This is a genomic window from Achromobacter colocynthidis, assembly GCF_057334535.1.
In genome coordinates, this window is record NZ_JBHFIZ010000037.1 from 734,735 (window position 1) to 758,843 (window position 24,109).

Annotated in this window: 15 protein-coding genes; 10 read left to right on the forward strand and 5 right to left on the reverse strand. The window is 64.1% G+C overall.

What is annotated here, in order from left to right; genetic code table 11:
• Positions 1-234: 234 nt before the first annotated feature.
• From ACE04A_RS23050 to ACE04A_RS23065, 4 genes are all read right to left on the reverse strand, one after another.
• The gene (locus tag ACE04A_RS23050) at positions 235-2,262 is read right to left on the reverse strand and encodes an aconitase family protein (RefSeq protein ID WP_448716581.1); all 2,028 of its coding nucleotides are present in this window, start codon (positions 2,260-2,262) and stop codon (positions 235-237) included.
• Positions 2,259-3,236, reverse strand: coding sequence for a tripartite tricarboxylate transporter substrate binding protein (locus ACE04A_RS23055; protein WP_448716582.1), 978 nt, complete (start codon positions 3,234-3,236; stop codon positions 2,259-2,261). The genes ACE04A_RS23050 and ACE04A_RS23055 overlap by 4 nt, the downstream gene beginning before the upstream one ends.
• Positions 3,237-3,388: 152 nt before the next feature.
• Entirely contained in the window at positions 3,389-4,291 is a 903-nt protein-coding gene (locus ACE04A_RS23060) for a LysR substrate-binding domain-containing protein (RefSeq protein ID WP_448716583.1), read from the reverse strand.
• A 77-nt stretch (positions 4,292-4,368) separates the two neighbouring features.
• The gene (locus ACE04A_RS23065) at positions 4,369-7,911 is read right to left on the reverse strand and encodes an indolepyruvate ferredoxin oxidoreductase family protein (protein WP_485820553.1); all 3,543 of its coding nucleotides are present in this window, start codon (positions 7,909-7,911) and stop codon (positions 4,369-4,371) included.
• 112 nt (positions 7,912-8,023) lie between these two features.
• Here ACE04A_RS23065 and ACE04A_RS23070 point away from each other — a divergent pair, with 112 nt between their 5' ends.
• Positions 8,024-8,929: a LysR substrate-binding domain-containing protein gene (locus tag ACE04A_RS23070; protein ID WP_391437791.1), complete on the forward strand. Its 906-nt coding sequence runs from the start codon at positions 8,024-8,026 to the stop codon at positions 8,927-8,929.
• A gap of 20 nt (positions 8,930-8,949) precedes the next feature.
• On the opposite strand, the gene ACE04A_RS23075 is transcribed toward ACE04A_RS23070, so the two are convergent.
• Complete coding sequence (locus ACE04A_RS23075) at positions 8,950-9,858, reverse strand: LysR family transcriptional regulator (protein WP_448716585.1); 909 nt, start codon at positions 9,856-9,858, stop codon at positions 8,950-8,952.
• A gap of 121 nt (positions 9,859-9,979) precedes the next feature.
• On the opposite strand from ACE04A_RS23075, the gene ACE04A_RS23080 reads away from it, so the two are divergent.
• The 9 genes from ACE04A_RS23080 (at position 9,980) to ACE04A_RS23120 (ending at position 24,056) form a co-directional block, all read left to right on the forward strand.
• Entirely contained in the window at positions 9,980-10,573 is a 594-nt protein-coding gene (locus ACE04A_RS23080) for an amino acid synthesis family protein (RefSeq protein ID WP_100854342.1), read from the forward strand.
• Complete coding sequence (locus ACE04A_RS23085) at positions 10,570-11,424, forward strand: alpha/beta fold hydrolase (RefSeq protein WP_448716586.1); 855 nt, start codon at positions 10,570-10,572, stop codon at positions 11,422-11,424. The genes ACE04A_RS23080 and ACE04A_RS23085 overlap by 4 nt, the downstream gene beginning before the upstream one ends.
• Before the next feature lie 64 nt (positions 11,425-11,488).
• A complete protein-coding gene (locus ACE04A_RS23090) occupies positions 11,489-12,472 on the forward strand; it encodes a Bug family tripartite tricarboxylate transporter substrate binding protein (RefSeq protein WP_259250492.1) in 984 nt (327 codons plus the stop codon).
• 87 nt (positions 12,473-12,559) lie between these two features.
• The gene (locus tag ACE04A_RS23095) at positions 12,560-13,414 is read left to right on the forward strand and encodes a PA3715 family protein (RefSeq protein ID WP_448716588.1); all 855 of its coding nucleotides are present in this window, start codon (positions 12,560-12,562) and stop codon (positions 13,412-13,414) included.
• 157 nt (positions 13,415-13,571) lie between these two features.
• On the forward strand, positions 13,572-15,650 hold the full coding sequence (locus tag ACE04A_RS23100) for a type VI secretion system Vgr family protein (protein WP_448716590.1): 2,079 nt from the start codon (positions 13,572-13,574) through the stop codon (positions 15,648-15,650).
• 49 nt (positions 15,651-15,699) lie between these two features.
• The gene (locus ACE04A_RS23105) at positions 15,700-18,375 is read left to right on the forward strand and encodes a hypothetical protein (protein ID WP_448716591.1); all 2,676 of its coding nucleotides are present in this window, start codon (positions 15,700-15,702) and stop codon (positions 18,373-18,375) included.
• A 36-nt stretch (positions 18,376-18,411) separates the two neighbouring features.
• Positions 18,412-19,248, forward strand: a complete 837-nt coding sequence (locus tag ACE04A_RS23110) for a hypothetical protein (protein WP_448716592.1) — start codon at positions 18,412-18,414, stop codon at positions 19,246-19,248.
• A gap of 745 nt (positions 19,249-19,993) precedes the next feature.
• A complete protein-coding gene (locus ACE04A_RS23115; protein ID WP_448716593.1) occupies positions 19,994-21,892 on the forward strand; it encodes a sigma-54-dependent Fis family transcriptional regulator in 1,899 nt (632 codons plus the stop codon).
• Positions 21,893-22,253: 361 nt separating this feature from the next.
• On the forward strand, positions 22,254-24,056 hold the full coding sequence (locus ACE04A_RS23120; protein ID WP_448716595.1) for an NAD(P)-binding domain-containing protein: 1,803 nt from the start codon (positions 22,254-22,256) through the stop codon (positions 24,054-24,056).
• The last annotated feature ends 53 nt before the right edge of the window (positions 24,057-24,109 follow it).

Consider the following 24,109-nt stretch of genomic DNA (forward strand, 5'->3'; position numbering starts at 1 on the left):
GTGCGGGGTTGATGGCGCGGCGGATCGGTTCGCCGGCCAGGACGGCATCTGACGGCCGTTTTCTCTGTTGCGCACTCTGACGCAGCGCCGCGCGGCTGCCAATTTAGGATTTATTAAGCTGGGCTTCACGGGCGCCGCACTGGTAGCAACCCTAAGGCGGATGCGACAAGGCATCCGGCCGGCGCAAGTCAAAGACGCTTGGCGCCAGCCGGATGCAGCGGAAGCGATGCGCGATCAGCCCGGGTGGCGGGCCTGCAATTCAGCGAACGACATCAGCGAACCCGCCAGCGCGCTGGCCATCACGGTGGGCGGACTGCCCAGCCACACGCTGCCCGGCCCCGAACGGCCGGGAAAGTTGCGGTTGATGGCGCTGATCGTCACCTGGCCGGCGTCGGTGGAGGATCCCGGCCCGCAGTTGGCACAGGCTCCACACGACGGTTGCAGGATGCGCGCGCCCACGGCCGCGAAGGTGCGGTCATACCCTTGCGCCACGCAGTAATCGCGCACGGCTGTCGTGCCGTATTGCAGGTACAGCGTCACCCCGTCGGGCAGGCGCAGCCCACGTTGCACCGCCCAATCCAGCACCTGGTGATAGGCGTCGAAGTCTTCGCGCTTGCCGGCCGTGCACGAGCCGCCGTAGGCAATGTCGATACGCGGGCGCGTGGCCAGGGTGGATAGCGCCACACCATTACCCGGGTCACCCGGCGCGGCCACCATCGGCGAAAGCTGCGTAGCGTCCACGCGCAAGGTGGCGGCGTAGACGGCATCGGGGTCGCTGTGCATCCAGGGTTCGATCGCCACGTCCACGCCACGGCGTTCGCGCAGAAAGCGCACCGTCTCGGCGTCCGGCGCAACGATGCCGGTCAGGCCGCCCAGTTCGGCGGTCATGTTCGTCAAGGTGGCGCGTTCATCGATGGACAGGGCCGTGACGGCATCACCGGTAAATTCAAACACCTTGCCCACGCCGGCGCCCGCGCGGATCTCGGGCAAGGCCAGCAGATGCAGCACCACGTCCTTGGCCGTCACGCCCGGCGGCAAGGCGCCCGCCAGTTCCACCCGCAGCGAGGCGGGCAGCGTCAGGCGCACGGCGCCCGTGACGAAGGCGTTGGCCATGTCGGTGGTGCCGACGCCAAACGCCACGCAACCCAGCGCGCCACTGTGCGGCGTGTGCGAATCGGTGCCCACCACCACCTGGCCGGGCAGCGCGTAGTGTTCGGCCATCATCGCGTGCGAAATACCGGCGACGTTGCCGCCTCCGTCGCGCGCGGCCTCCAGTTCAGTCAGGGTGCGGTGATGCCGCAGCCCGTAGGCGTCGACAAAGTCCCGCTGCGCCTGGCACATGACGCGCACGTTAGGCACGATGCCCGCCTTGACGTGATTGGGGCTTTCGTCGACATACGACGTGTGGTCTTCAAACACCACGATGCGCGCTGGGTCCACCAGCCGCAGCGGGCGTCCGAAGCGCGCGTGCAGCATGTGCGCGGCCATGCCGGTGTAGTACTCGTGAATGAAGCGCCAGTCGGCGCGGATGAACACGCCCGCGCCTTGGCGCGCGTCGCTGGACGTGACCGGCGTGGCCAGCACGTGGCGTTGGATGATTTTCTCGAACAGCGTGCGTGGCGTGGCGTCTGTGCCCGCATGGCGTTGCGTCGGCTTGTCCCCTGCCGCGACGTCTTGCAGAGGCGCCGGTTCGTCACCCGTGCCGGACACGTCTTGCAGATGCGCCTGCCCAAACGCCAGCAAGCCGCCCGCCCGCACGATGGCGGCGGCCAGATCGTCGCGGCCCGCCACGATCTCGTCCACCGTGATGGCCTCGCCGCGCTCAAGCCGGGCGACAAGGCCCAGGTCGGTGCTGGTATACAGCCCGATGTTGTCGGCGTTCTGGCGGTAGATACGTTCAAAGCTCTCTGCAATCACCAGCCGCACGCCGGCCGATTTCTCGGCCATGGGGCTGTGTTCGCGCGACGAACCCTTGCCATAACGCTTGCCCGCCACGACCACATTGATGCCCGCGCGCTGGATGGCGTCGACGCCGATCGGTTGAACGTTCGCCACCCGAAGGCCGGTGTACGGATAGCGCCCCAGCTTGTCGTCAAAGTGCGTCAGGATGGGCACCGGCGTGATCTCGTCGGTGGAGATATCGTCGCGCAACGGCGCGGCGGACGACGCCGAAATAGCCGTGCCTTGCAACTGCGCGGCGATACACGCCGGGTCTTGCGACAAGAACAGCAGGCGGGGCGCGGCGGCTATTGCGATCGTCATTCAGCAGTCACCGCGGCGGCCTTGACCAGCGCCTGGCTCTTGGTGATTTCAGCGTTCAGCGTCTGCACCGCCTGCTCGGTGCTGCTGCCCTGCGACACGAAACCCTGCGGCGTCAGCGTCTTCAGCACGGCGGGATCGGCCATGGTGCGCTGCGTGGCGGCTTGCAGGGCGCGCACGATGTCTGCGGGCAACTTGGCCGGGCCGATCAGCGAAATCCACGCATCGTAGGCGTACCCCTTGACGCCAGATTCATCCAGGGTCGACACATCAGGCAAGGCCGCCACGCGCTCGGGCGTGCTGACGGCCAGCGCGTGCAGCTTGCCGGCCTGCACCTGCGCCAGCACGGACGGCACGGCCAGGAACGCCACCTGGATCTGGCCCGACATCACATCCGTGATCAGCGCATTGCCGCCCCGGTACGGGATATGCATCATGTTCACGCCCGCCTTGGACTTGAACAGCTCGCCCGCCAGATGCAGCACGCTGCCGTTGCCGGAAGACCCGTAGTTGATCTTGCCGGGCTGCGCGCGCGCGGCGGCCAGCAGGTCGCCGACGCTGCGGTACGGCGAATTCTCGGCCACGACCATGACCAGCGGCGTGGTGCCGATGACCGATATCGGCGTGATGTCCTTGACCGAGTCGTACGGCATGCTCTTGTACAGGCTGGGGTTGATGGCGTGGTTGGACGACACGATGGCCAGCGTGTAGCCGTCCGGCTTGGCGGATACCAACTGCCGCGTGCCGGGTATGCCCGCCGCGCCCGCCAGATTTTCCACGATCAGCGGCTGCGCCAGGGTCTTGCCCAGATGCTCGGCCACCACGCGGGCAACCACGTCGGCGGTGGAGCCGGGCGAGGTCGGCACGATCAGGCGGATGGGACGGTCGGGGTAGCCGGCCGCTTGGGCGAAGGCCGCGGGCAGCATGGCGGCAAGCGCCAACGTACAGCCGGCCAGGAATCTGGTGGTGGGGGTCATGATGTCTCCGTATCGTCGCAGCGGGGTCTGATTGCCCCGGCTTGGGTCCGCGCCCAAGGTCACGTCAAGGGCGCGGTTTGACTATAAGGAGCGGTGAGCGATTGCCGAAGTGTCGTCTGGGCAGGCCAGCCATCGCAAACCGAGATGCCGGCTCAACCTTGCTGCGCCAGGAACTTCACCAGGGTCGCGGCCGTTGCCGACAACTGCTGTTCGCCAGGAAAGACGATGCACAACTGGCGCCGCGCCCATTCATCGGACAGCGGCCGCACCACCACGTCCAGCGACTGAAGATAGAGTTCCGCCACTTGCTGCGGCATCACGGCAATGCCCAGGCCCGCGTGCGTCATGCGGCATAGCGCGTCCAGGCTGGCCACGCGGATCTTCACGGCCAGCGTCGCGCCGATCGCGCGGGCCTGCGCCGCCAGCAACTGCGTCAACGCGCTGTGTTCGCCCAGGCCAACAAAGGTTTCGCCGGCAATGTCCTGCAAGCTCAGTTGCCGCGCGGCGGCACGAGGATGGTGGGACGGCAGCATCACCGCCAACCGGTCGCGCCGGTACGGCAGTTGCTCCAGCCCTTGCGCCCCCGCAATGCGGTTGCAGATGCCGAAATCAAAAGCGCGTTCGCGCACCAGGCGCAGCACATCGGGGCTGTGCTGCTCTTCCAGGTCGATGTCCACTTCCGGAAACAGGCGCTGAAACGCCGCCACGTCTTCCGGCAGGAACTGCACAATGGCCGACAGGTTGGCCACCACGCGCACGCTGCCCTTCACACCCGCATAAAAGCGCGACAGCTCGGCGCCCATGGATTCCACGTCGCCAATGATCTGCTGCGCGTGGCGCAACACCGTCTGGCCCGCGGGCGTGATCGAGACGCCGCGCGTGTGGCGCTCGATCAGCGGCAGGCCGATCAACGATTCCAGCTCGGCGATGCGGCGGCTGACCGCCGACGGCGCGATGAATTCGCGTTCGGCCGCCCGCGCAATGCTGTTTTCCTGGCACACGGCCACGAACAGGCGAAGCGAGGTCAGGTCAAGTTTGCGTAGCAGGTTTTCCATGGCCGGGGGACAGACGAACGCGGCACGATCCGCATTGACGGGGGATCGTACACCAGGCGATCCCCCGCGTTCGCCCCTTAAGCCGCCAGCGACCCCGCCCGCGGATGGCGGTAACGTTCCAGCAAGCCCGCCTGACGCTCGCGCGCCGCCGCCACGCTTTGCTCCTTGACGTGCCCATAGCCCCGGATCGAATCCGGCAGCGTCGCCAGGTCCAGCGCCGCGTCGCGATTCGCGGACGTCAAGGTGCGCGAGAACTCGTCCGCCAACGCCAGGTAGTCCGCCGCCAGTTGCCGTTCCATGCGGCGTTCCTCGGTCTTGCCGAACACGTCCAGCCACGAACCACGCACGCGCTTCATCGGCGCCAGCAGCTTGAAGGCCAGGCCCATCCACGCCCCGAAGGCACGCTTCTGCAAGCGGCCCTGCGCATCGCGTCGCGCGAAGGCGGGCGGCGCCAGGTAGTAACGCACGCGATAGTCGCGCCCCGGTTCGCCTTCAAACTGCGCTTGCAGCTTGGCCTTGAACGCCGGGTCCGTGTATAGGCGCGCCACCTCGTACTCGTCCTTGTAGGTCATCAGCTTGGCCAGGTATTGCGCCACCGCGCGGGTCACCTCGCCGCGCTGGCCGTCGGACAAGGCGGCCTCACGCGCGCGCACCGCCTTCACGGCCGCCACATAACGGGCGGCATAGGCCTCGTCCTGATACGCGCGCACATGCGCGGCCAGGCGCTGGATCAGGCCGTCCAGCGATTCGGGCAGCGCCACCACTTGGGCGGGCTTGGCCGGGCGCAGCGCATCGATACCGCGATGCGCTGCCTGGCGGCCCAGTTCAAACGCGGCCAGGTTCTTTTCCACCGATACGCCGTTGATCTCAATGGCACGACGCAGGCTTTCGCGGCCCAGCGGCAGCCCGCCGCGTTGCCATGCGTAGCCCAGCAACAAGGGGTTGGCGTAGATGGTGTCGCCCAACAAGGCTTCGGCCAGTGGCCCGGCATCCAGGAATTCGCAATTGCCGCCGGTGCTTTTCGCGACGGCGGCTTCGGCTTGCGCCCCCGGAAAGCGCCATGATGGCTGCGACAGGAACGCCGCCGTGGGCGCGGCGGCGCTGTTGACCACCGCGCGGCCGTGGTCCGGGCGCAGGCGCGACAGCACTTCAGGGGAGGCGGACACCAAGGCATCGCAGCCGATGACCAGATCCGCTTCGCCCAAGGCCACGCGAGTGGCATGCAGGTCTTCAGGGCGGTTGGCCAATTGCACATGGCTGAGCACGGCGCCGCCCTTTTGCGCCAGGCCGGCCATGTCCAGCACGGTGACACCCTTGCCCTCGATGTGGGCCGCCGCCCCCAGCAACGCACCCACCGTCACCACGCCGGTGCCGCCCACGCCCGCGATCACCACGCGGTACGCGGCGCCCGGGGCAATGTGCGCGGGGTCCGGCAGCGGCGTATCGGGCATGGCCGACGCACTGCCCGCCGCCGTGGGCTTGCGCAGCACCGCGCCTTCAGCCGTCACGAAGCTGGGGCAGAACCCTTCCACGCAAGAAAAGTCCTTGTTGCAGGACGACTGGTTGATGCGCCGCTTGGTGCCCATCGGCGTGTCCAGGGGTTCCACCGACAGACAGTTGGACTTGACCGAGCAGTCGCCGCAGCCTTCGCACACGGCATCGTTGATGAAGGCGCGGCGCAGCGGGTCGGGATAATCGCCGCGCTTTCTGCGACGGCGCTTCTCGGTGGCGCAAGTCTGGTCATATATCAGCACCGTGGTGCCTTCGATATCCCGCAGCGCGCGCTGCACCTCGTCGAGCGACTTGCGGTGGTGCACGTCGATAGACGCCGGCAGTGCGGCCGCCCCGGTGTATTTGTCTGGCTCGTCAGTCACCACCACCGTCTTCACCACGCCTTCGGCCTGCATCTGCGCGGCAATCTGCGGCACGGTCAGCACGCCGTCCACCGGCTGCCCGCCCGTCATGGCCACGGCGTCGTTGAACAGAATCTTGTACGTGATGCTAGCGCGCGCCGCGACCGCCGCGCGGATGGCCAGCAGGCCCGAATGAAAATACGTGCCGTCGCCCAGGTTGGCGAAGATGTGGCGTTCGCTGGTGAAGTCCTTCTGCCCCAGCCACGCCACGCCCTCGCCGCCCATCTGGCTGAAGGTGTCGGTGTTGCGGTCCATCCACATCGCCATGTAATGGCAACCGATGCCCGCCACCGCGCGCGAGCCTTCCGGCACGCGCGTGGACGTGTTGTGCGGGCAGCCCGAACAGAACCACGGCTTGCGTTCTTCCACCAGCGGGGGGCGAGCGGCCTCGCGTTCTTTGGCGTCGATCACGGCCAGGCGCGCCGCGATGCGGGCACGCAGCGCATCGGACAAGTCCGCCTTGTCCAGGCGCGCGGCGATGGCGCGCGCGATCAACGCGGGCGACAGTTCATAGCGCGCGGGCAACAGCCAGTTGCCGCGCGGCGAGGACCATTCGCCGCCGCCGTGCTCGCGTTCGTCGAACTTGCCGAACACGCGCGGGCGCACGTCGTCGCGCCAGTTGTACAACTCTTCCTTCAGCGCATATTCCAGAATCTGGCGCTTTTCCTCGACCACCAGAATCTCTTTCAGACCGGTCGCGAACTCGCGCGCATCCTGCGCATCCAGCGGCCAGATGCAGCCCACCTTCAGTACGCGGATGCCGGCCTCCTGACAGGCGGCGTCATCCAGCCCCAGGTCGTTGAGCGCCTGGCGCACATCCAGATAAGCCTTGCCCGCCGTCATGATGCCGAAGTGCGCGCGCGGCGAATCGATCACCACGCGGTTCAGCTTGTTGGCGCGTACATAGGCCAGCGCGGCATACCACTTGTGATCCAGTAGTCGCGCCTCTTGCGCCAGCGGCGAATCCGGCCAGCGGATATTCAGCCCGCCTTCGGGCAAGGCGTCTTCGGGCAGCACGATGCGCACGCGGTCGGGGTTGACGTCCACCGACGCACTGGATTCCACCACGTCGGTCACGCATTTCATGGCTACCCACAGGCCGGTGTAGCGGCTCATTGCCCAGCCGTGCAGGCCGTAATCCAGGTATTCCTGCACATTGGACGGATACAGCACCGGGATGCCGCTGGCGATCAGAACGTGTTCGGATTGATGCGCCACCGACGAGGACTTGGCGGCGTGGTCATCGCCCGCCAGCATCAGCACGCCGCCGTGCGCGGCCGAACCGGCCGAGTTGGCATGCTTGAGCACATCCACCGACCGGTCCACCCCGGGGCCCTTGCCGTACCACATGCCGAACACGCCGTCGCGCGTGGCGCCCGGAAACAGGTTGACCTGCTGCGTGCCCCAGACGGCGGTGGCGGCAAGGTCTTCGTTCACGCCAGGTTGAAACACCACGTCATGCGCGGCCAGGTGCTGCTTGGCCTTCCACAAGGCCTGGTCCAGCCCGCCCAGCGGCGACCCCCGGTAGCCCGAGATATAACCACCGGTGTTCAAGCCCGCCTGCTGGTCGCGCAGCTTCTGCATCAAGGGCAGGCGCACCAGCGCCTGGGTGCCGCTGAGATAAACGCGGCCGGTGTCCTGCGTGTACTTGTCTTGTAGCGACAGGCCATGGGTGTTGGCCGCGCCCGGGGGTAAAGGGGCATTCACGCGCTTGTCTCCTGCGGATTGCTGGGGGTTTTTTTGAGTGTTTTCCGCAGTGTAGGAAGCGCGCTGGCTATCGTATATTCATAGTTTCAGGTAGCAGGTATTCGAAAAACAGATGGCTAATGACGTCACCTTGCGGCAGCTTCGGTACTTCGCGGCGGCCGCCCGCACGGGCCGGTTTTCCATGGCCGCCACCGACGAGCACGTCTCGCAATCGGCCGTCACCAACGCCGTGCTGGCGCTGGAGGCGCAGTTGGGCGTGCGCCTGTTCGACCGCCACCCGCACGGGGTGACGTTGACGCCGGAAGGCCACAACTTTCATCGGCGCACGCAAGACATCCTGGATTCCCTGGATGACGCCATCCGCGAACCCGGCTTTCAGCGCTACGCCCTGCGCGGATCAGTGCGCATCGCGGCCTCGTACACGGTGCTGGGCTACTTTCTGCCCGACCTGCTTGCCCGCTTCCGCCGCCGCTACCCCGACGTGACGCTGGACCTGGTGGACATGGACCGCCCGGACATCGAAGCGGCCGTGGCCAGTGGCGATGTCGAGCTGGGCATTGCGTTGCTGTCCAACGTCGACAAGCGCGATCGCTTCGCGCATCAGGTGCTGGTGCGTTCGCGGCGGCAGTTGTGGACGGCGTCGGGCCACCCCTTGCTGAAAGCGTCCGCACCGTCGTTAGCCGACATCGCCCGCTATCCCTACATCCTGCTGGAAGTGGATGAAGGCGAACGATCCACGCTGGGCTATTGGCGCACGCACGGCTTGACGCCCGACATCGCGCTGCGCACGCGGTCGATGGAAGCACTACGCGGTCTGGTCGCGCACGGCTTCGGCGTGACCGTGCTGTCAGACATGGTGTACCGACCGTGGTCGCTGGAAGGCCGCAAGATCGAAGCCGTGCCGATCACTGACGCCGTGCCGCCCATGGAAGCCGGCCTGTTGTGGCACCCGCGCGCGGCCATGGCCAAGCCCGCCGCCGCGTTCCGGCAATTCATGATGGTGGCCTGCGGGGTGTGAAGGCCCAGCTGGCGGGTTTGCTACACCAGCGCCGCCCCTTTGCGCCGGGTGAACTGGGCCAGCGAACGCAGCGCCAGCGTGTGCATGGCCGCCACCGACGGCAACAACGTTTCTTCCTTGCGGGTCAGCACGCCTACGATGCGCTCTACCGTGGGCTCGCACAGCGGCACGAACGCCAGCCCGCTGCTGACGGCGGGCCGCGCCAACACCGGCAGCACCGTCACCCCCAGGCCGCTGACCACGCTGGCCAGCAACGACGCGCGGTTAGACACCACCATGGCCGGATCGTCGATATAGCCGCCCAGTTGCCGGTTCTTGAGCGTGTCGAACGTGGCGTTGCCGATCAGCCTTTCGTGTTCAAGCGCTGACCACGGCACCGCCCCGCGCCGCCGCGCCAGCGGGTGCGATTTACGGCACACCAGCCCAAAGGCATCGCGCGCGACGGGCGTGAAGGCGACCTCGGCTGTGCGCGGCACCTGCCCGGCTACGCCCACCTGCACCTCGCCGCCCAGCACCAGCCGATGCACGTCCTGCGACGACTCATCCAGCGCGCGGATGCGGATATCGGGATGGCTGCGCGCGTAGCGTTCCAGCAGGCGGGGCAGCCACTCATCGGCCAATGACGGCATCACCGCCAGCGACACGGGCCCCTTGTTGCCCATGCCCAGCTGCCGTGCCGCATCAAGCACGCGGTCATGCGTGGCCAGCAATTCGCGCAGCAGCGGCGCCACCGCCAGACCCAACGGCGTCAGTTGCGCCCGCTTGCCGGCTTCAAACAGCGGCGCGCCCAGTTGCTGTTCCAGGTCTTGCATGGCGGCCGACACGGCGGCTTGCGACCGATGCGTGCCTTCTGCCGCCAGCCGGAAGCTGCCGTGGTCGGCCGCCAACAGGAACTGGCGCAGGTGCTGGATCTTCAGGGGCGTGGGCATGATGGGGCACCGGTTGGCTTCAGGTTTTCCGAAATTAACTTGAGTTAATTTGGATTGTCAAAATTTGCTCTCGGCATGAACAATGGGCTCATCATCAGCCCTTATGCGTTGGAGCAATCAAATGGCCCTGCAAGTGCGCAAGATCATCAGTTACGTTGAAAAGACCTGCATCGAAGGCGGCAAGCCGGCTGAGCGCCCCTTGGTCATGATCGTGGCCGCCGCCGTGATCCGTAATCCGTGGGCGGGCTTGCCGTTCCAGGAAGACCTGCGTCCGCAGATCCTGGAAAACGCCCCGCCGTTGGGCGAACTGCTGGTGGCCGAGATATTGCGGCAGGCCGGGTCGGCCGACCAGATCGAAGCCTACGGCAAGGCTGCCGTGGTGGGCACGTCAGGGGAAGTCGAGCATGCATCCGCGTTGATCCACACACTGCGCTTTGGCAATGCCTACCGCAATGCCGTGGGCGGCACCAGCTACCTGGCTTTCACCAACACGCGCGGCGGCCCGGGCTGCGTTATTTCCGTGCCCTTGATGCACAAAGAGGACGAAGGCCTGCGTTCACACTACCTGACCGTGCAGACCAACATCAATGACGCCCCCGCGCCGGACGAAATCGTGATTGCGCTGGGCGCGGCAACGTCGGGCAGGCCGCATCACCGCATCGGCAACCGCTATTCCGACTTGCAGGAATTGGCGCAAGAGGCGCAGTCGAAATGAGCACGCCACGCCGTCGATCCGGCCGTGGCGCACCGCTGGTGCTGCTGCACGGCGTGGGCTTGGACCACACGCTTTGGGATGATGTGGCGCCGCTGCTGGAGGCCCGCTTTGACGTGCTGCGCTACGACCTGCTGGGCCATGGCGCGGCGCCGGGCCTTCAAGGGGCCGCGGAGATGCCGCGGTTTATTGCGCAACTGGACGCCGAGCTGGACGCGGCCGGCTGGAGCGAAGCCAACGTGCTGGGCTATTCGATGGGCGGCCTGATCGCGGGAGCCTATGCCGCCGCGCGGCCCCAGCGCGTGACCCGGCTGGTGCTGTTGAGCACGGTGTTCCACCGCACGCCAGACGAAGTGCGTGCCGTGATGACCCGTCTGGAGGCCGCGGCCACGCAGGACGTGGGCGCGGCGGCGGCGGTGTCGCTGCAACGCTGGTTCACGCCCGCGTTCGAGGCCGCGCGCCCCGAGCGTATTGCCGCCATCGGCCACCGCCTGCTTCACAACAACCGCGCCGACTTCCTGGCGGCCTATCGCTTGTTTGCCCACGGCGACACGCTGCTGGCGCAAGCCGCGCCCGACATTTCGTGTCCGACGCTGGTGATGACGGGAGACCAAGACGTCGGGTCTACACCCCGCATGACGCGCGCGCTGGCGCGGGCGCTACCTGACGCCCGGGTGCGCGTGGTGGACGGCCAGCGGCATATGCTGCCGGTGGAAGCCCCCGAGGCTCTTGCCTCGGCCCTGCATGCGTTTTTACTGCCGAGCGCGCCGTCGGAGGCGCTGGCGGGCGGCATGCCCGGGGGGCCGAATGGCCCAGAGCCTACAGCCTATTTCCGACCCGCAGCCCCCCGCTGAATCGCCCGCCAGACAGAGGTGATCGGCCCACGCCCCGATAACGGGCGCAGAAGGAGACAACCGCATGAATCGCAGAACCGTTTTAAAGCAACTGGCCCTGGGCGCAACAACGCCGCTGGCCGCGTCGCTGGGCCTGTCGCTGGGCCGTAATGCCGCCGCGCGCGAGGCGCCGTTACGCGTCATCGTGCCGTTTCCGCCGGGCGGCGGCACCGACGTGCTGGGCCGCGTTGTCGCCGCCACGCTGGAAGGGGCGCTGGACCGCCCCGTCGTGGTGGAAAACAAGCCGGGCGCCAGCGGCATGCTGGGCGCCGACTACACCGCCAACGGCGCCAAGGATGGCAGCGTGCTGCTGTTTGCCGGGCTGGTGCCGTCGGTGCGTTATTACGCGCGGCCGCCGGAAGAGGTACTCAAGCAACTGGCGCCCGTCTGCCCCATCGCGCGTTCCCCGTACATGGTGGCCGTCAACGCCGACGTGCCCGCCAAGACCCTGGCCGACCTGGTCGCGCAGGCCAAGCGTGAACCCAAGGGCTTGACCTTCGGGTCACCCGGCAACGCCACGCCGCAGCATCTGGCGACCGAACTGCTGCAAGCCGCGTGCGGCATCGACATGCTGCACGTGCCGTATCGGGGCACGGGCCCGATGATGACGGACCTGCTGGGCGGCCAGATTCAGGTGGTGGTGGCCACCGTGGCGGCCGTCGAACCGTATTTGAAGAGCGGGCGGCTGCGCGTGCTGGCCGTAACCAGCCGCGAACGGCTGCCGAAGTATCCCGACATTCCCACGGTCGCCGAAAGCGGTTACGCCGGCTTTGACGCGCAGATCCAGTTCGGCACGTATTGCGCGGCCGGCACGCCCGAAGCCACCATCGCCGCCTTGAACCAGGGCATCAACCGCGCCCTGCAAACCGAGTCCGTGCGCGCCAAGCTGGCCGAACAGGGCTTTGCCCCCACGGGCGGAACACCCGCGCAATTGCAACAATCGCTGCTGGCCGAGATCCGCGACGTGGCCGGACTGGTACAGGCAGGCAAGGTCCGGGTGGACCTGTAGCGATCTGTAGCGGGCGGTAGCGAAGGGGCGCGCAGCCGCGCAAAGGCCTGATTAGAATTCGGACTTCTTCCCCTCCGCCCGCCCGCCATGCTCCGTCCCTATTCGCTGTTGACCGGCGCCCTGACCCTGTCCGCCCTACTGGCTTGTGGCGCCGCGCAAGCCGCCAGCTGCCCCTGCCCCGAAGCGGCCGGCATCGTGCGCGCCGTCTACAACAACACCGACAAGCCCGACGCCCAAGGCCGCATTCGCCTTGCGGAAGGACACGCCATCGTCACGCTCTCCGATGCCGATGTAGGCGCGCCGTTTGCCGTGGCGTGCAAAACGTGGCCCGCCAATCCGGACCTGTTGCTGGTGGCGGTGCCCTTGATGCAGGACACGCCCGACCCCGAGAACGGCCACGTCGGCGACCTGGACGTGCTGGTGCTGGACAAGCAAACGCTACAAGTGCGCCAACGACACAGACTGGTGGGCCTGATGTCGGACGATGCCGTGCGGATCGCCGGGCTGGCATTCGACACGGCGCGCTATGACGTGGCGGCCGACCAGCGCGCATTCGGCATCCGGATCGAACGCGAGGGCGCATCGCGCGCCAACCCCTTCGACGAAACCAGCTTGCGCCTGTTCACCGTGCACGAAAACGAACTGCGCATGGTGCTGGACGGCATGGCCGTCAACCGCTCATCCGGCGTATGGGACACCACCTGCGCGGGCGAATTCTCGGAAAGCGCCGTCAGCCTCGCGATAGGCGACGCGCAACGCCGTGGCTACCGCAACCTGATCGCCACCGAATCCCACTCGGCCAGCCGCGCCTCGGTGCAGCAAGGCGGCTGCGAGGAAAAAACCATCAAGCAAGGCAAGACCCGCCACACGCTTTCGTTTGACGGCAAGCGCTACCGCATTCCGAAGGCGCTGCGGTCGATGGACCGCGATATCGCTGGATAAACACGATTTGCCCAGGTGCTTGCTGACAAAACCGGTATCAGCCGAGCATGCTCGATAACGTTCCGCCTTCGGTGTTCAATATTTCTTAGTCGTCCTATAGCCATACCCTGAATCGCTGTCCAAGATGTGCCGCATGACGCACTCAAGGGGGGGCATCGTGAGTCACAAACACGACTTTCGATTCAGCTTCGGCATCGTAGGTGGCATGGACTTTGAAGTGGTCGAGTTCACCCTGGACGAGGGCTTGTCCGAGCCCTTTCGGCTGGACCTAGCTCTGGCCAGCCATGAATCATCGGTGGACTTCGGCCAGGTGCTGGATCAGGCGGCCTTGCTGACCATCTGGTATCAAGAAGCCCCGGTACGCTACGTACACGGCGTGGTCTCGCGCTTCGAACAAGGCACCACCGGCTTTCGCCGCACCCGCTACCGCGCCACCGTCGAACCGCTATTGGCCCGCGCCGGCCTGTGTTCCGACTGGCGCATTTTCCAGCACCTGTCCGTACCTGAAATCCTGCAAGCGGTGCTTAAAGAGCACGGGGTCCTGGACTACGAACAGACGGTCACCCACGATCACCTGCCTCGCGAATACTGCGTGCAGGCCGGTGACACCGATCTGTACTTCCTGGAACGCCTGGCCCGCGAAGAAGGCTTCTTCCATGCCTTTCATCATCATGCCAAAGGCCACCGCCTGGTCCATAGCGACCGCCTGCACATCCACGGCAACATCGACGGTGGCCCGGTGCGCTACCTTCCCGCGCCCGGCGGTGACCAACCCGAACCGGCGCTGCGCCGCTTCACCTACGCCGAACAGGTTCGCACGGTCCGCCAGACCCAACGCGACTACACCTACACCCACCCCCGGTACACGCAGGAACACAGCCGCGATGGCGTCAACCTGGACCACCAGCGTCACCACTACGAACGCTATGACTACCCGGGCCGCTACAAACGCGACGAAGCGGGCATTCCGTTCACCGAGAACCGCCTGCGGGGGATACGGCGCGATGCGCGCGTTGCATCGGTCGAAGGCGACGACCCGCGTCTGGTCCCGGGCTTGTCGTTCGAACTGGAAGGCCATCCGCGCGGCGACCTGAACCAAGGCTGGCGCCCGGTACGCATGCGTCATCACGGGGTGCAGCACAGCAGCCAACAGGAAGACGGCGCCGATGCACAGCAAGGCACGCGCTATGGCTACACGGCAGAGCTTGTCTCCAAACATACGGAATGGCGTGCCGAACCGCTGCCCAAGCCGCGCATCGACGGGCCTCAGATTGCCACGGTGACCGGGCCCAAAGGCGAAGAGATTTATTGCGACAGCTACGGGCGCGTCAAAGTGCAGTTTCCCTGGGACCGCCTGGGCCGCCACGACGAGCACAGCTCGTGCTGGATCCGGGTGTCGCAAAACTGGGCGGGCGCCATGTGGGGGCACATGGCCATTCCGCGCATCGGACAGGAAGTGATCGTGAATTTTTTGGATGGCGACGTGGACCAGGCTGTCATCACGGGTCGCACCCATATGGCGCTGCAACTACCGCCTTACGAACTGCCCCGCCACAAAACGCGCATGACGATCAAAAGCCAAACTCACAAGGGCGAGGGCTACAACGAACTGCGCTTTGAAGATGAGCGCGATCAGGAAGAGATTTTTGTGCATGCGCAGCGCGACCAGAACATCCACGTCAATCACGACGAAACCACCTTCGTGGGACACGACCGCAGCGAAAAGATCGAAAACGACGAGACGATAGCCATCGGCCGCGACCGCCGCGAAACCGTGGCCAACAACGAGCATGTGGATATAGGCCAAGACCGCCGTCACAGCACGGGCCAGGACGACTTCCTGAGCGTGGGTCGCAACCACACCATCCAGACGGCCAAAGACCGCACGGAAGACGTCGGCAACAGTCGGCGCGACAAGACGGCGGCCAACCACTGGACCGACATCGGCGGCTATGCCGAAACGAAGATCGAAGGGTACGACCTGCTTGAAGTGGGCCAGAAGATACACCGCAAGACCACCGTCTACGAGTTGCAGACCGGCGAGAAAGTGATCTTCAAAGGCCCTGGCGGCACCATCACCATCGACGGCTCGGGCATCACGTTGGATGGCGTAGAGATCAAGATCAAGGGGCCCTTGAGCCAGAGCAGCTCGGGTAGCGGCAGCTCACTCCAGATAGCGGGAATGCCCGCCGTGTCGCGCGACGTCGACCCGGCGGATATTCCGTTGTCGGAGTAAGGAAATCGCGCAGGAGTCCATCGCAGTTCGAACCTGGGAGTAAGACGTCATGTTGATCAGCGCGCCCTTCCTACGCGCCGTGTTGCAAGCCGAAGACGCGGAAAGCAATGCCTACTGGAGCCTGGGTGAGAAAACCGGCAAGGGTGCGTTTCCTGTCAGCCATCAGTTTGGCTGGCATGGCGGCGTTCACCTGGTGGCGCCGGGGTCTCCACAGAATCCCGAACCGGTGCGGGCGATCGCGGATGGCGTCGTGGTGTATGCCAGGGCCAGCGACAAACCTAAACCGGCAATCGATTCCGCCACACCGTCCAATGACCCCTTGAGGTACTACAAGGGCTGGACCAGCAACGGCGTCTTGGTTCTGAAGCACGACACCGAGATCGGTGAAGGGGTCAGCGTCACGTTCTATTCGATCTATCAGCACCTGCATACCTTGGAAAAGAACGCGGGAACAAAACTCGCCTTGAACACCGGCGACAAGGTCTACCGCAAAGAGGCCATCGCCCAGGCCGGCTACATCTACGGCGAACCCCACCGCATCCACTTCGAAATCGTGGCCGACAAGGCCAACGTAGAACGCTTGCTGGGCCGTAGCACGGGTGAACTGAAAAGCAAGGAAGGCCGACGCGACTGCGTCTGGGGCGATATTCATTTTGTGCTGCCGGCCAATACGCCGCTTTACGACACCAATCCACGGGAGTTTCGCAGCACCTATCTCACCCGTTTGTTTCAACCCGGGCAACCGGGAAGCAATGATCGCCCCGATGCCATCGCATCCTTGTTCGGCACCACCCCGGATCAGTTGTGGAAGATGAACCGCAAGTCCATTAGCGGCGCGAAGCGGGAGGGGGACGAGAAGACGTGGTTCAACTGGGTAACCGGTGCCCACCAGAATATGTTTGATCTACCCACCCCTAGCGCAACCGAAAGAACGATCTACGTGCCTGGGGTATATGGCGCGCTGGCCGACCGCCATCCTTCCGGTTCCAATTCCGAACATTGGGCGAACTGGCATGTGCCGGTGGCGGCACGGACGACAGCAGAGCTGATTATCAGCATCAGCGAACAGCGCGGAGTTTTCACGGTCACTGCCCGCAACCGGCAGGGCAAGGTAACCGGCATCTTGCAAGGCACCGCCGAGAAAAGCGAAAGTTCCTACGAGCTTTACAACACCGCTGTCAAAAACTATCCAGGTTGCCCCAGCGCCGGTTTCGAAATGCTGCGCTTTGGCCGTGTGCTGGGTCCAGACGCACCAGCGCAAAGCGATCTGTATAACGGCCGGCTACCGCATATCCGCAGAATCCGCCTCTCTGATGGCAGCATATTTTTTGTTGATCTGAATGCGGCAGGCGTTCGCGTCTACAGCGACGCGGACTTTCCGCACTGGCAAGGTTGGACGTTTATTGACGACGATCTGGATGGGAATAGCCGATGCGATTCAGGCACGTTGCTGAACCTGATCGAACCGTTGAAACCGACTGCGCCTCCGATACCGTCACTAACGGGTGTCATCGGCGACACCATCCATAAGGTGACTAGTGGGGTAATCGCCTTGATGCAATACCAAGACCGCCTGGCACGCGCCACCGCCAAGATCCGCACCGCGCAGGTATCCAAGGCGTTGCGCCGCTGTGTGGTGAAGATTCCCACGGAATGGTCGCGTGACGATTTTGATCAGCGATGGAGCTGGCTGAAGGTCGACGATCCTGATCAACGCCCGGCGAATGTGCTGAGGACGAGTGAGTGTCTTAGCGATGAGGCGTATGGCAGGCTGAAGCGGCACCACCTGGCGCTGGCGTTCTGGGAAGAGGCGCAGGGGAAAGGGCTGGCATTGGATGGAGTGCATTACCACTTTCATCCGTTGCAGTTTATTGAGGAGTTCGCAAAATGCATGTGGCTAAGCGAGTCAGAGTTTATACAGCTCTTGCCAAAGGAGACGCTAAGAGAACATGGCTCCGGGATATATTACGAGCCCGTCAAGCTAGGGGACACCAGGGAGCGCAACATCAAACTCCATCAAGCGCACCTTAACTTTGCGTTGCGAAAAAACTTAATAAACACTCCCCTTCGAATGGCGACTTTCTTTGCCAATGCCCTTCAAGAAACAACCTGGCTTCAAACTCTGCGCGAGAACGACTCCACCCGCTGGTACTACCCTTGGGATGGACGTGGCTTCTTGCAATTGACACACGCGACGAACTACATCCGCTATTGGGATTATCGTGGGCGAGAAAAACAAATATCACAGGAGACGCGGGAAGCTCTCTCGCATGCCACTAAGCAGGCCAATTCTCACCGATCGCAAGCCATTACTTTCCTAGGCGATGCCGTCAGCGGGGTAACCTCGATAATGCTTCAATGGCGCTCAGAGCTTGGGGCGGAAGTCGAACCGCTTCAGACGGAAGCGTACTTCTCGCCATCCGATAGTGCTGGATTCTATTGGTCCTTGATGAAAATGGCCCGATACGCCGATGGCGAAGTCAGTTTGGAAAGACGCGTCGTCGCGGCTACGCACCCAAGTGCTCCGACGCAAATTAAACAAAAAATCTATTATCACGCCACCGGGTTCCGAAATGCCTCGGCCAGCATCAATTACCCCAAAGCGGTAAATAACCCAAGCATAAACTTCAATGGATATATCGCCAGATGCATTCCATTTGCGCAGGCACTGGGCGGTTTTGGGAGATTTTCTGTTTCCCGATGCTTCTGGCCGCCTATCCCTTGAATATCCGGAGGGACATACTCCGAGAAGAGAACCCCTATGAAAATCAAGTTCTTCACCGTACTGGTTTACGTACTTTTGCAAGTATCAGGGATCTCTTGCCTCGCCGGCGAGCCAACGGCGGCACCCAAGCAACTTCGCGTCGACATGGGGGATAACTGTGTTATCCGCATAGTGGACTATTTCGACGGCGAACTGAGTAGGAGAGGTCCAGGCCTAGCTCGATACGCTTCTGAGAAAGCGCCCGTCGACACCTCATTACATAAGTTTGGCGTTCCGTTTACTTGCGGCAACAATCCAATTTCAGGAAATAACTCAGTCGCCAAGAAATATGGCGCGATATTAAATATCGGCAACGAAGATTGGGAACCTCTTTACCCCACATCGGACGAGGATGAGATAAGAGGGTTGAGGGCCGTAACGTCTATTCATAATTTCTCGTCGGCCAATGCCAGTGGATTCTATAAAACCCAGGATGCCGATGACGGGCTACCACGCTTGCGTGATCGCGCAATGACCTACTGCTTATTTGGCGAAAAAAAGCATGTATGTGGATTCATGATCGTCATGCGGCTGAATGAGCCCAAAACCAACCAACTACCTCACATCTTAAAAGTCCTTCGCAGCGTCGAGTTTCTCGATCCTGACGTATCAGACGAAACAAACTCGGCCGCCCCTGATTGGGCATACATAAAGAGTTTCCAAGACTTGACCGATGGCCCACATCTCGCCGCCGATGTATTGAACGTCACCTTACAAGTAAACAGAGCAGCATTACATTTACAGAATAGAAGCAAATATTTTCCCATGCATATCAGGCCATATCGGACGAAGTTCCTATCAACCTTCCAGAGGGGAGCATTTGACCATGATTAAATTAATGGCCGTCTTGATGCACATAGGTATCATCGCATTTTCTTCAAATTCGAATTCCTCTAATTCCAGAGCTCTGTTTGACCTGTCCTCAGCTTGCGGATACTCAATGCAATCGAGTCGACCGCTAGTTATCCAAGCCGATAAATGCAGAGTTTTTTATGAAGATATGGTGAATAGCCCCGCCTTCTATGGAAGCCTTAGATCGTTCAAGACAACCGAAACCCCTCCTCCGGACTTCGTGCTACTTAAATACGTAAATGGCCGATTAAAGTCCTTAAGGGAGAATTATTACGACAGCGCCCGTGACACAAAGCAGACCATAATAAAAAGGCGACGATACCCACTCCCGAAAAATAACAATCGAGACACCACAATAATTACACGACTTCAGGTCGACTATCTCAAGGAATCACCTGACTTTACTGAACTAGAATCCGTTGAAGAGAAATACGATTGCTGGGATGGCGTGGCGTTTGGCAGAATTTGGGCAGTTCATTATTCGCTCTGCTCCTTGGTAGATGCCCGCTCGGACGAGCTATTTTCAAGTGCCCGCTGGCAGTATCAAGTAATCAAAAGTCTCAAAATTCAGTGATGACCCTCCTTGGATCCAGCGTCACCCGCCCCCCCGCTCCGCTGAAATCGATGCCCCCCACCACCACTGGATAACCACCATTTACAAGCCGATTCGTCTCTGTGCATGCTGCCGTGTTGATCCGGCATAGATCGGGCGCAACATGGAGACGACATGCCTAGTCAGGAATCCCTGCATACCGCTCACATCCGCGAGATCGAACAGGTGGGCCGGGGCCGCCCCACTCAGCGCGACGCGCACGTGGTGCGCAGTTGGCTGCGCTGCCTGGATCAATACCGGCTGGACCCCGCGCAGGCTTGCGAAGCGTATATCGTGCCGGATGGCAGGTTGCGAGAACACCGCCAGCAATCCGAAGCGCTGATCCGCATTGCGCGCAGCGGGCTGGACCATCTTTTCCGGCAGGTGGCCGGGCAAAACTACGTGCTGCTGCTGGCCGACCGCCAAGGCGTCACCGTGGAATTCCTGGGGGACCCCGCGCAGACGTCCAAGCTGCGCAAGGCGGGCCTGTACCTGGGATCGGAATGGTCCGAGCCGCGCGCCGGCACCTGCGCCGTGGGCGCTTGCCTGGAGACGGGCGAGGCGCTGACCATTCACCAGACCGACCACTTCGACAACACCCATACCCCGCTGTCCTGCACGGCCGCGCCGATCTACAACGCCGACGGGGAACTGGCCGCCGTGCTGGATATTTCCTTGCTGAGTTCGCCCAGCCTGAAGACCAGCCAAAACCTGGCGCTGCACCTGGTCAACAGCACGACGCGCCGCATCGAACTGGCCAACCTGATGGCGCGAACGCGCAACGAATGGGTGCTGCGCTTTGCGCGGTCGCCGGAGTTTTTGGACGTGGACCCGGAAGCGGCGATCTCGCTGGACGGCGCGGGCCGCATCCTGGGCATGACGCATTCAGGCGCCAAGCTGCTGGCGCGCGCCGCGGGGCTGGACTGGCGCCAACCGGCGGGCCTGATCGGCCAACCGGTCACGCGCTTCTTCGACGTGCAGTTGGACGACCTGCCCCAATACACGCGTGGCCATGCGCCGCAAGATCGTCTGATCGTCGCGCGGGATGGCAACGCGTTGTTTGCGCACGCCATTGAACCGAACCGCAGTGCACGCGGCGCCACCGTCGCCGTGCGCGGCACGCCGTCGGCGCTGCGTGGGCTGGACGGCGGGGATGCCAGGATGGCGGCCTTGCAGGCGCGCGCCGCCAAGCTTGCCCGGCAAGGCCTGCCTATCCTGCTGCAAGGCGAAACCGGGGTGGGCAAGGAATACCTGGCGCGCGCCATTCACGAAGACAGCCGGCGGCCGGGCCGTTTCGTGGCGGTGAACTGCGCCGCCATTCCGGAATCATTGATTGAAAGCGAGCTGTTCGGCTATCTGCCGGGCGCCTACACCGGCGCTGCGCCGAAGGGCCGCAAGGGCCTGATCGAAGAGGCCGACGGCGGCACGCTGTTTCTGGACGAGATCGGCGATATGCCGCTGGCGCTGCAAAGCCGGCTGCTGCGCGTACTGGCGGAATCCGAAGTCACACCCATCGGCGCCAATGCGCCGCGTGCGCTGCGGCTGGCGCTGGTGTCGGCCTCGCACCGCGACCTGGGCGCTCTGGTGCGCGAGGGGCGCTTTCGTGAAGACCTGTACTACCGCATCAATGCCGCTACGCTGACCGTGCCCGCGCTGCGCGAGCGCCAGGATCTGGACTGGTTGATCGCGCGCATGCTGGCGCGCCATCAGGATGAATCGGGCGCGCCCGTGCTGTCGCCCGCCGCCTTGCTGGCATTGAAGGCGCATGCCTGGCCCGGCAATATCCGCGAACTGGCCAACGTGATCGCCGTGGCCGCCGCGCTGTGCGAACACGGCATCATCGAACCGGCCGACCTGCCCGAGGCGCTGGCCCCGGGCGGCGTCGCGGTGTCGGCCGAGGAAGCCGCGTTGCGATCCACGCTGGACAGTTGCGCGGGCAATGTGTCGGAAGCCGCGCGGCGGCTGGGCCTGGACCGTTCCACCGTGCACCGCCAGATGCGGCGCTACGGGCTGGGTCCGCGCGGGCGACGCTAGGGTTTCCCACGCTGCGGATTCCTGGCGCGACTTTCCGCGATCAGGCCGTAACTTGCCGCGCCGCCGCCAGTTAGCGCTCCTGGCCGCAACTTGCCGCGCCTCGCCCGACTTGCCCCCTGCCCGCGCCCCAGCCCCCCCCCGGCGCCACACCCCCGCGCCACAGGTGTGGCGCCGCGCCACGGTGGGTCGGCAGCGTATCCGCCCGTTCCCCCGTGCCACGGGCGCGCGGCGTTGTCGGCGAGCTGGCACAGCATTTGCATGGAAGGGGTTGGGCAGCCACCGGCCGGCACAGGCCGGGGCCGCTCGCGGGCGCACGCGTCCGCCACCCCAACCACGCCCGCCCTGGGCAAGGAGACAAGTTATGCAGACCGCCCCCGCCGACGCCGCTTTGGACGCGGTGCTCGCCCGTCTGAACACCGCGCTGGGAAACAAGGACATGGCCGCCATCACCGGCCTGTTTCACGACGAATGCTATTGGCGCGACCTGGTGCTGTTCAGTTGGAACCTGCGCACCTTCGAAGGCCATGCGCAGATCCGCGACATGCTGACGCAACAACTGTCGCAGGTGGAGCCGGTGCGCTTCACGCGCGACGAACGTGAAGCGTCGACCGACGACGGCGGCCTGTTGCAAGGCTGGCTGAACATCGACACCAACCTGGCGCGTGGCTACGGCCACATCCGCGTGAAGGACGGCAAGATCTGGACGCTGCTGACCACCATGTCCGAACTCAAGGGGCATGAAGAGCCCAGCGGCACGCGCCGCCCCATGGGCGCCGAGCACGGCAGCCGCCGCGAGCGTCAGACGTGGCTGGAAAAGCGTGAGCAGGAAGCCGCCGAACTGGGCTACACGACGCAGCCTTACGTGCTGATCATTGGCGGCGGGCAAGGCGGCATCGCGCTGGGCGCGCGGCTGCGCCAATTGAACGTGCCGACCATCATCATTGAAAAGAACGAGCGCGCGGGCGATAGCTGGAGAAAGCGCTACAAGTCCTTGTGCCTGCACGACCCGGTCTGGTACGACCACCTGCCCTACATCCCCTTTCCCGAGAACTGGCCCGTGTTCGCGCCCAAGGACAAGGTCGGCGACTGGCTGGAGATGTACACAAAGGTGATGGAGCTTAACTACTGGACGTCCAGCGTGTGCGAATCGGCGCGTTACGACGAAGCAAAGAAAGAATGGGAAGTCACCGTGCTTCGGGAAGGCCAGCCCGTGGTACTGCGGCCCAAGCAGTTGGTGCTGGCCACCGGCATGTCGGGCAAGCCGAACGTGCCGCGCTTTCCCGGCCAGGACGAATTCCAGGGCGAACAGCAGCATTCCTCGCAGCATCCCGGTCCGGACGCCTATCGCGGCAAGAACGTGGTGGTGATCGGCGCCAACAACTCGGCCCACGACATCTGCGCGGCCTTGTGGGAAGGCGGCGCCAACGTAACGATGGTGCAGCGTTCGTCCACGCACATCGTGCGGTCGGACACCTTGATGGACATCGGCCTGGGCGGCCTGTATTCCGAGCAGGCGCTGGCCAACGGCATGACCACGCGCAAGGCCGACCTGACGTTTGCGTCGCTGCCCTACAAGATCATGGCGCAGTTTCAGATCCCGCTTTATAACCAGATGCGCGAACGCGACGCCGAGTTCTACGGCAAGCTGGAGAAGGCCGGCTTCATGCTGGACTGGGGCGACGATGGCTCGGGCCTGTTCATGAAATACCTGCGGCGCGGGTCGGGCTATTACATCGACGTGGGCGCCTGCGACCTGATCATCGACGGCAGCGTCAAGTTGCAATCCAACACCGATGTCAGTCACCTGGCGCGCGACGCCGTCGTCTTGAAGAACGGCGTGACCTTGCCGGCGGACCTGGTCGTGTACGCCACCGGCTACGGCTCGATGAACGGCTGGGCCGCCGACCTGATCAGCCCGGAGGTGGCCGACAAGGTCGGCAAGTGCTGGGGCCTGGGGTCGGACACCACCAAGGACCCCGGCCCCTGGGAAGGCGAACAGCGCAACATGTGGAAGCCGACCCAGCAGGAAGGGCTGTGGTTCCATGGTGGCAACCTGCACCAGTCGCGGCACTACTCGCAGTATCTGTCGCTGCAACTGAAGGCGCGCCACGTGGGGCTGCCGGTGCAGGTGTACGGCATGCAGCAGGTGCACCACAAGCGCTAACCGGCGTTGACGCCTCTGTCGCAAGCGGCCGCCCGGCCGCTTGCACCCTGTCG